The sequence below is a fragment of the Thalassotalea litorea genome (assembly GCF_043642205.1).
In the GTDB taxonomy this organism is placed as follows: domain Bacteria; phylum Pseudomonadota; class Gammaproteobacteria; order Enterobacterales; family Alteromonadaceae; genus Thalassotalea_A; species Thalassotalea_A litorea.
In genome coordinates, this window is record NZ_JBHZSG010000018.1 from 1 (window position 1) to 9769 (window position 9769).

A 9769-nucleotide genomic window follows, 5' to 3' on the forward strand; every position below is an offset into this window, starting at 1 on the left:
AAGAAAAGGACCGTTCGTATCAATAAAACCCGCTACCCCATTCAGAAAAGAGGCTCTTAACTGAATGGTGTTATGCAACTGCAGGCTTTTTTGATCGTAACAAGCTTGTCTAAAATCAAACCTGTGGACGACCCGGACAATCGACACACGTATAGCTCTAAACAACAAATCAAGCGCTTTTGACCAACAGATATTCGTAAAATCAACGAGTTAATTATCAGCCGTACAAAAATATTGCTCCCAAGTGATTTTCGCCTGATAAACTTAAGCTATGGAAAACTCTATAGCCATCGGCGAGCCCCAATGACTCTAAATCGTTTTCTGGTGCGATTTTTGTTATTACTGGTGGTTTTAATCGTCGCCAATATCATTGCCTTTCGTTTTTACAATAAAGCGATTGATGATCTGATCGCCCATGACAACGACCGCTTGGCGATCATTGAATTGTCGACTCTGGTGCGCTCTACCTCCAATAAGCTCACTCGCACGTCTCGCACCTACGTCACCACTGGAGATACACTCTATAAAGAGTACTTTTTTGAAGTCAGTGAAATATGGCATGGTGCAAGACCAAGACCTCAAAACTTTTTCAGTATTTACTGGGATAAGTACCATACCGACAGACTACGTGATATTCACCACTCAACGCCAATTCGAGACTTAATCCAACATTTGCTGGCCCCCAAAGAGATCTTATTAGAGCTCTATAAAGCCACAAAGATGTCAGATAAGCTGTCGTTGATTGAGAAAAAGGCTATTAAAATCTATGAGAAGGATCCGATTAACGGGCTGGCAAGAGCACAGCGAATTCTTTATGGCCCAGAATATCTAAAAGCAAAGTCTCAAATCATGGACCAGATAGACCATTTTGAGCTGATGTATGATAAATGGCACTTTAAAGAAATCAGCGCCTTAGAGGGCAGAACCAAAGCGTTTCGGATCGGCAAAACCTCGGTACAATTAACATTAATCTTGGTCCTGCTCATTGGCAGTTTTTTGATCTCCCGCCAGGTTAGTCGGCCGATTTCTCGACTGGTTGAATTAGCAAAAAACATTTCTCAAGGCCACTTTAATACCCGATTACAGCTCAATTCAAAATTCGCCGATATCAACTATTTATCAAAAGCCATGAATCAGATGCAGGATAATATCGCCGAAACGGTGCAGCAATATGAACAGCAGGCATTAGTGGCAAATTCGGCAAAACAGCAGGCAGAAGCGGCAAACAAAAGTCGAGGCGAATTTCTCGCTAATATGAGTCATGAAATTAGAACGCCGATGAACGGTATTATTGGCCTGAGTCAGCTACTTCAACAGCAGGACTTAACCCATGAAGATAGAGCCTATGTAGACAAAATTTTGTCCTCTTCCCGGCAACTGCTCGACATCCTGAATGATATACTCGACTTTTCCAAAATTGATAGTGATAAACTGCAAATTGAGGCGTTAGATTTTGAAATATTCACAATTTTTGAACGCCTAAGTAATGTGCTAGCCATTCAGGCTCAGGAAAAAAACCTGGGATTCTATTTCTCGCTCCCCCCCGGCTTTGACGAAACGTATCACGGAGATCCCGTTAGGATTGGGCAAATATTATTAAACTTATGTTCAAACGCGATAAAATTTACCAACCATGGTCGTGTTGAGGTTGAATTCGAACGATTAGCAAAGGGTGATGAAATCGTCTTTCACATAAGCGATACCGGCATAGGCATGTCTGAAGAGCAACTCAGTGCAATTTTTGATCCCTTTAGTCAGGCAGATAATTCAACATCACGAAAATTCGGCGGAACGGGTCTGGGTCTGGCAATTAGCCAAAGTCTGGCGAGCATGATGAATGGTCGTATCGAAGTCCATTCAACATTACATTCGGGCAGCAGGTTTAGCCTGTTTCTGCCAGATAAGTGTTGCGCTGCGCCTCCGGTATCTGCACCGGATGGATTATCGATATGTCTGTTTGGAACGATAACGCACCACATCGAATTATTGAAAACCAACTGTGACTTTTACGACATTGAGTTTCGTTATTTTCCATTAGAAACCTTGAGTGCGGTCGCTGATAGCTCAGATAGTAAGCCACAAAATACCTGGATCATCATCGATGCCTGCGGTCAGAGCGAGGAATCGCTACTGGAATTGATTAATAAGAATCAACCGTGGTTGGAAAAACCGCAAACTAACCTGTTATTGATATCCAATATCAATCAGCCTGGAGTGCGCGAATTATTTGCCTTTAAAGAGGCCATATTACAACTTCAGGCTCCTATTGTGTTTAAAGAAATCGCTGACTTGCTGTTTAATACAGCAATCGAGGGGACAGAACAAACCCAGCAAGTCAGTTTTCCAGGCACCCGGGTATTGCTTGCGGAAGATTTTAAGTTAAATCAGATTGTTGCCAAAGGACTGATGGAAAAGTTAAGTCTGGAGGTTGATATTGCCGAAAATGGCGAACAGGTTTTACAGGCATTACAACGTCAGGATTATCAATTAATTTTTATGGATGTGCATATGCCCGTCATGGATGGACATGAGGCCACGCGTGAAATAAGACGGCATAGCGAGTTTGACCATATCCCTATCATCGCCTTAACCGCAGACGCCCAGAGTCACCATATTCAACAATGCCTGGATTCTGGGATGAATGACTTTCTTTCTAAGCCGTTTTTACTCGCCGATATTGAAAAAATGCTGCATAAATATGTCCGTTGAGCGCGACTTGCAGATAGTGTTGTTAAAACCACGAAAAAAGGGCGAGGTAAATAAGCAAAAACCTCGCCCAATGGAGCACTTCTCGTGTAATACCCATTCTAATAACCAGAAGAATTAGTATACAATACTAAGTTAACGGATGAATGTGACAAATTTATGACATTGATAACTAAAAGTATAAAAACGACTGTTGCGTGTATTTTCCTCGCCAGCTGCTCCTCTAACATGCGGGTTGAAACCAATCTCGATGAAGAAAATTTTACCGAGTATTTTGCCGCCGGTTCAGTTGACGTATTTGAAAGTACCAATGCCTTGCCGGGACCGGCAAAGTTTATCGGCCTCGTGGAAGGGGAAAGTTGTCAGATGAAAGCGTCCGATGCCACGGCAAATGCCGCTGATGCCCGCACCGAAGCCCGTAAAAAAGCTGCAGGACTGAAAGCCAATGCCGTGGTGTTTACATCCTGTATCGATATTGATGAGCCACAGTGCCATCAACTGTTAGTTTGCTATGGTAAAGCCTATCAATTGATTTCTGAAACCACGAAGTAACATTGCCGTGCAAGCGTATTCGTTTACTCCTATCGCCGTTGCCCATACGCCTTATAAGGAAAAATTTGCCATTCCTCGCCAGCCAGGACTAGTTGGTGCGGCAAAAGGTAAAATAGAGCTGCTCCCGCCGTATAATAGCGCAGATATGTTAAGAGATATTGAGCAACACTCACACCTTTGGCTGTTGTTTGTATTTCACGGTACTGCGGATAAAGGCTGGAAACCGCTTATTAAAGCACCTCGATTAGGCGGCAATCAAAAAACCGGCGTGTTGGCGTCTCGCTCTACGTTTCGCCCCAACCCTATCGGCATGTCGGTGGTAAAGCTTGAAGGTGTTGATTACAACGGTGAACATCCTTGTCTGCATATCTCAGGCATGGATTTAATGGACGGCACACCGATTATCGATATCAAACCCTACATTCCCTACTCCGATGCACTCACCGAAGCGACTTCTGAATTTGCTCCACAAGCTCAGCAACATGATATTGACGTGAGTTTTGCGGAGCAAGCGCTAGCGGCTTTGAGTAAAGTTGCTAACGCCCGCGAGCTTAAAGAATTAATCTTTCAGGTTCTTAAACAAGACCCTCGCCCGGCCTATAAAAAGAAAGATACCTCCTGGCAGGAATATGGCATGGCACTGGATAGTTACAATATCCGCTGGAAAATTTCTGATACCACCTGTGTCGTTATCGATATTTCACCAAATTAAGAACTTCAACGCATTATTAACTTTTAACAACTAAACTTGCTCTAACTTTTGTAAATCGCGGTTTGGGTAGTGAACAAGCTTTGTGGTGTCTGTGTTGTCGGTGGAATATTGCTCTTGCCTGTAAGCGATTCTAAGGCAGAAGCTGATACTTCGTCATTCACTTTAGGTGGTGCCCTTCGCGGAAATTACTCCTGGCTAGATTACGGCACCGATAGCAATGGCAGCTTCGATTTCGATTTATTTCGCCTTGACCTTAAAGCCGAAAAGAACCAATGGTTTGTTGACGTCCAGTATCGCTGGTATAAAGCCTTTGATGCCGTTCATCATGCCGAGCTGGGCTATCAATTTAACGATCAGCAAAGTATTCGCGCCGGCGTTACTCAGGTACCATTTGGCATTGAGCCATACGCTTCCCACAGTTTTTGGTTCGGCGGCACCTATTATCTCGGTTTCGAAGACGATTACGATACTGGCATAAAATGGCGCTTTGAGGGTGAGCGCTGGACCCTGGACACCGCCTACTTTGTTCATAGTGAATATAACGATGCAGACCGTTGGGACCGCTACTCCTTTGATTTAGCCAATTCCAGCAACGACGGAATCGGTTTTGAAGAAGATGGTCAGTTTAATATCAGGGGTCAGTACCAGCTTGGCGTCCACCTTATTGGCACCTCTGTACAAATCGGTAGATTCAATAACACCAGCACTAATGAATCTGGTGAACACCGGGCCATAGCTTTTCATATCGATAGTCGTTTTGAGCATGACTGGAACCTGCAGCTGCAATACATCAACTACGACTATGAAGCGGAAGAAGCGTTAGGCACTGACAATAAACGTATAACCATGGCGGCCTTTGAAGCGCCCTTTGAGATAGCCACAAGGGCCGATGTTTTCAGTGTCAACCTGGCAAAATCCTTTAGTGTAAATAATCGTTTTATTGACTCATTCACCTGTTATAACGATCACACCTATATTGCCCCTACTTCCGGGGCAGGACTTACCGATTCCATCCAAAACGTTGCCGGTTGTTCATTCGTCAAAGGCGGCCTGTACACCTACGTGGATTGGATTGCCGGTAAAAATATGTGGTTCGTCGGAGGTCCGGGCATTGGCATTGACGAAGGTCCGTCAAAATGGCGTTCGCGATTAAATATCAATATCGGTTGGTACTTTTAACGCATTGTTGCATAAGCTTTAAATAGCATTGCAACGGAGAAAGTACATTGTCCCCATTACCTGTCTTAAAAAAGTTTTTTGCATTGATTACCGCGCTTTGTCTAATAGTAACCCTGAGCTCTTGTGACAGATTGGTAAAAAGCCAGATTAAAAAGCAGATACAACAACTTCAGGAAAGTCAGGAACAGCTATTAACCAGCGAAAACCTACATGTGGTTACTCTCGGCACCGGCGGCCCAATCAGCAATAAAACCCGGGTAAGCAGTGGTATCGCCGTTATCGCTGATGGAAAATTTTTCCTGGTCGATGTTGGCCCGGGTATTGTCAGAAACCTGAACCTGGAATCTCTACCTGGTGGCAGTATTACCGCGGTTTTGCTTACGCATTTTCATTCCGACCATATTGCTGAGCTCGGCGAACTGAATTTTATGAGTTGGGCTTTGGGTCGCCCTTATCCTTTGGAAGTTTATGGCCCTGAAGGAGTAGACGAGGTGGTTGCAGGATTCAATCAGGCTTATGCACTGGATTCAAGTTATCGAACTGCCCATCATGGTGAAAAGTGGATGCCTTCGAAAAACTCAACCATGTTCCCCAACACAATAGGTATTGCGGCAGGACAAGACTCCTCGGTGATTTATGAAGAGAACGGACTCAAGATCATCGCCTTCCAAACCGATCATTCGCCCGTCAAACCATCTGTTGGTTATCGGTTTGAATATAAGGGCAATATCGTGGTGATATCCGGCGATACGGTCGCCACCGAGACACTGGCAAAATATGCCGATAATGCCGATCTTTTCTTTTGTGAAGCCCTTAACAAAGCGTTAATTTCGACATTCTCTGAGATTGCTGAAGAAGCTGGTAACCCAAGATTGTCGGCGCAAATGCACGATGTTCTCGATTACCACATCAGTCCGGTTGAGGCGGCGAAATTGGCTCAACAGGCCAAGGTAAAAAAGCTGGTGTTAGTGCATATCGTCCCGCCAGTAGAAAACATCATCGTAAAATCGCTATTTCTTGACGGTACGGGTGAAGCATTTGTTGGTGAGATTATTCTTGCTGAAGATGGCGATCATTTTGAGTTAACGCCCAAATAAGTCGAATAAAAAGGCCAATAAAAAAGCCGGCTAACCGGCTTTTTTAATACATTTAGTTAATTAGTAAAGCTTGTGTTTACCACCAAGTCGCGTATAGCGCGGTAAGAATAATCACCACACCGATAGCTGCAATATTGAACGTCTTGTCCGTTGCAAAACTGATTTCATTAAGGCTCACGCTTTCATCGCTTTGCGGTGGTTTGGTCATCATCGAAACCAGATAACATAAGCCTAAGCAAAGCAGGAAGACTAAACCAACACGGTCCATAAATGGCAATTCTGGCCACAAGTATTTAAGCGTTACTGAAAGTACCGCGGAGCCAATCGCTGCGGTTAAGGCACCAGCTGAGTTAGCACGTTTCCAGAACATTCCCATCACGAATATCACCACGATACCCGGTGTGAAGAAGCCGGTGAATTCCTGAATATACTGGAACGCCTGATCAAATTTACCTAATAGTGGTTCCGCGACGATCAATGCGATACACAATGATACTAAAGACGCAATACGGCCAATATGTACGTAATGGCGCTGGCTCTTACCAGGCTTAACGTGCTGATAAATATCCATGGTGAAGATAGTCGATATGCTGTTGGTCATAGATGCCAGCGAGGAAACAATAGCCGCAACCAAAGCCGCAAATACCAAACCTTTGATACCGACCGGCATGAGCGCCATCATCGAAGGGTATGCTTGATCGGGTCGGGTTAAATCCGGGTACAGGATAACCGCGGCAATACCCGGTAATACGACGATTAACGGCATTAATAGCTTTAAGTAAGCGGCAAAGGCAATACCCTTTTGCGCTTCTTTGATATCTTTTGCCGCCAAAGCTCGCTGAATAATATATTGGTTAAAGCCCCAATAGCTGAAGTTCATTACCCACATACCACCGATTAGCACGGAAATACCCGGTAAGTCTTTATAGAACGGGTTGTCTTCAGACAAAATCATATCGAAATGCGACGGTACTTTTTCCGTCAATACCGTAAATCCGGCAACCATACCTTCGCCATCGCTGACGGCAACCAATGCCAGATAACTTAAGAATAAACCACCGAATACTAATAAAACAACCTGCAAAATATCGGTATAGGCAACGGCTTTTAATCCACCATATAAGGAATACGCTACAGAAAATACCGCCAGGAATATCATCCCGAACATCCAGTCGACACCAGCCACCGTCTGAATCGCCAGGCCACCTAACCATAAAATTGCGGTTAGGTTTACAAAGATATAAACCCCAAGCCAGAACACCGCCATGGTGGTTTTAACTTCTTTACCAAAACGCTGTTCAAGATACTGTGGCATGGTAAAGATTTTGTTTTTCAGGAATATCGGCAACATGTATTTACCGACAATAATCAACGTGATTGCCGCCATCCATTCGTAAGAAGCAATTGCCAGGCCAATGGCATAACCTGATCCTGACATACCAATAATTTGCTCTGCGGATATATTGGATGCGATAAGGGATGCGCCTATGGCCCACCAGGGCAAGGCTTTTGATGCCAGGAAGTAATCTTTGGTATCTGCGCCACCTTGCTTATCATTACGTGAGATCCAAAGTGCCAGGCACAATAGACCGATAACGTAGGCAATAAAAACGCTGATATCCAGTGTTGCTAGTGTTGTTTCCATAAAAGGTTCACCTTTAATTTTTGTTATTTTTGATGGAATTAGGAAATATTGTTGAAATTACTCTAACTGTAACACGATTCAATTAAAAGCAAGATGCAATCATTTTAAAGGTATCCTTCGAAGAAGTTGTATCATGCCTGCTTTTAATAAACCTCAACAACACTTTATTGTTAAGGATGTTATTTCATCGCGCATTTTTGACGAGTAAACGATAGTCATAATAACTTCAAACAGAATCTGATTTTTTAAACACATCACGATTTCTCAGCTAATTGTTAGGATTACGACCATCTATTAAGAGACGTTAAATACATACATTCGTGAGTCGTCAAACAACAACATAAAAAGTCTGCCGGGAAAGTGTTGTTGTTCGATACTTTGTAAATAAATAACCTTACATGCATTGTGGTATTGCCTCGCGGAAATGATTTTCTTATAATGCGCTCGATTTTATTAACCCTGCGCCAGTTTTACGTTCTGGACAGCAAGAGGAATTTACATGTCACAATTCGTAGTTTGTGCTCTGTATAAATTTGTCCGTTTGGAAAATTTTGAGCAAATCAGAAAGCCCCTACATCAAACCATGGAAAATAACGACGTCAAAGGGACGTTGTTATTAGCGCATGAAGGTATTAACGGCACCATCGCCGGTCCACGTGAAGGCATCGATAATGTTTTAGCGTTTTTGCAATCTGACCCGCGTTTGTCCGATATCTCTTACAAAGAATCGTACACCGATAACGCTCCTTTCAAACGTTGCAAAGTTAAGTTGAAAAAAGAAATCGTCACCATGGGCGTTGAAGGTATTGATCCACTGCAGGTGGTTGGTACTTACGTAAAGCCAAAAGACTGGAACGCGTTAATTTCTGATCCTGAAGTGTTTGTGGTTGATACTCGTAATGATTACGAAGTGGAAATTGGCACCTTTAAACACGCCGTTAACCCGGATACGGAAACCTTCCGTGAATTTCCGGATTATGTAGCCAAAAACATGGATCCGAGCAAACACAAGAAAGTGGCAATGTTTTGTACCGGTGGTATCCGCTGTGAAAAATCCACCGCCTACATGAAAGAGCAAGGCTTTGAAGAAGTGTATCACTTAGAAGGTGGTATCTTGCAGTATTTGGAAGATGTGCCGGAAGAAGAAACGCTTTGGGAAGGCGACTGCTTTGTTTTTGACGATCGCGTAACGGTTAACCATAAATTGGAAAAAGGTATTTACGATCAGTGCCATGCGTGCCGTATGCCGATAACTGAAGAAGACAAACAGCGCACTGAATATGAAAAAGGCGTTAGTTGTCATCACTGCATTGACAAAGTAACCGACGAACAGCGTGCCCGCTATGCGGAGCGTGAAAAGCAGATTAATCTGGCAAAACAACGCGGTGAAGATCACATCGGCGGTAGCGTCAGTAAACTGATTGCACAGCGTCGCGCGGAAAAAAAGGCGGAAATTGAGCGCCAGCGTGAAGGTCAGAAAAACTAAAACTTCTTCTAATGGGCGATAATCAATATCGCCCATATTTTCTTAATGCACAGAGTTCAGAGTGCACAGAGTTCAGAAAAAGCGATTCAATCCCAAGTCATTCCGGTCTGCGAACCAGAATCTAAATCCTACGAACAGATACCGGGCTCCCCCGGTATGACGTTAGCCATACGTCGTTATAACGTTGGTGATAAGCCTTCACCCAAAGCGTCATTCCGGTCTGCGAACCGGAATCTAAATCCTACGAACAGATACCGGGCTCCCCCGGTATGACGTTAGCCATACGTCGTTATAACGTTGGTGATAAGCCTTCACCCAAAGCGTCATTCCGGTCTGCGAACCGGAATCTAAATCCTACGAACAGATACCGGGCTCCCCCGGTATGACGTTAG

Annotated in this window: 7 protein-coding genes; 6 read left to right on the forward strand and 1 reads right to left on the reverse strand. The window is 43.9% G+C overall.

Features of this window, described 5'->3' with window-relative positions:
* The first annotated feature begins 303 nt into the window (after window positions 1-303).
* The 5 genes from ACHUFQ_RS09810 (at window position 304) to ACHUFQ_RS09830 (ending at window position 6246) form a co-directional block, all read left to right on the forward strand.
* The gene (locus tag ACHUFQ_RS09810) at window positions 304-2709 is read left to right on the forward strand and encodes an ATP-binding protein (protein ID WP_394175120.1); all 2406 of its coding nucleotides are present in this window, start codon (window positions 304-306) and stop codon (window positions 2707-2709) included.
* A gap of 156 nt (window positions 2710-2865) precedes the next feature.
* Window positions 2866-3258: an Rcs stress response system protein RcsF gene (rcsF, locus tag ACHUFQ_RS09815; protein WP_394175122.1), complete on the forward strand. Its 393-nt coding sequence runs from the start codon at window positions 2866-2868 to the stop codon at window positions 3256-3258.
* Window positions 3259-3265: 7 nt separating this feature from the next.
* Window positions 3266-3970, forward strand: coding sequence for a tRNA (N6-threonylcarbamoyladenosine(37)-N6)-methyltransferase TrmO (gene tsaA / locus ACHUFQ_RS09820; protein ID WP_394175123.1), 705 nt, complete (start codon window positions 3266-3268; stop codon window positions 3968-3970).
* A 69-nt stretch (window positions 3971-4039) separates the two neighbouring features.
* Entirely contained in the window at window positions 4040-5149 is a 1110-nt protein-coding gene (locus ACHUFQ_RS09825) for a hypothetical protein (protein WP_394175125.1), read from the forward strand.
* 47 nt (window positions 5150-5196) lie between these two features.
* Window positions 5197-6246: an MBL fold metallo-hydrolase gene (locus ACHUFQ_RS09830; RefSeq protein ID WP_394175127.1), complete on the forward strand. Its 1050-nt coding sequence runs from the start codon at window positions 5197-5199 to the stop codon at window positions 6244-6246.
* A gap of 76 nt (window positions 6247-6322) precedes the next feature.
* Here the strand turns inward: ACHUFQ_RS09830 and ACHUFQ_RS09835 are convergent, their stop codons facing one another.
* Complete coding sequence (locus tag ACHUFQ_RS09835) at window positions 6323-7891, reverse strand: sodium/sugar symporter (protein ID WP_394175129.1); 1569 nt, start codon at window positions 7889-7891, stop codon at window positions 6323-6325.
* A gap of 499 nt (window positions 7892-8390) precedes the next feature.
* On the opposite strand from ACHUFQ_RS09835, the gene trhO reads away from it, so the two are divergent.
* Window positions 8391-9377: an oxygen-dependent tRNA uridine(34) hydroxylase TrhO gene (gene trhO / locus ACHUFQ_RS09840; RefSeq protein WP_394175131.1), complete on the forward strand. Its 987-nt coding sequence runs from the start codon at window positions 8391-8393 to the stop codon at window positions 9375-9377.
* Window positions 9378-9769: the final 392 nt, after the last annotated feature.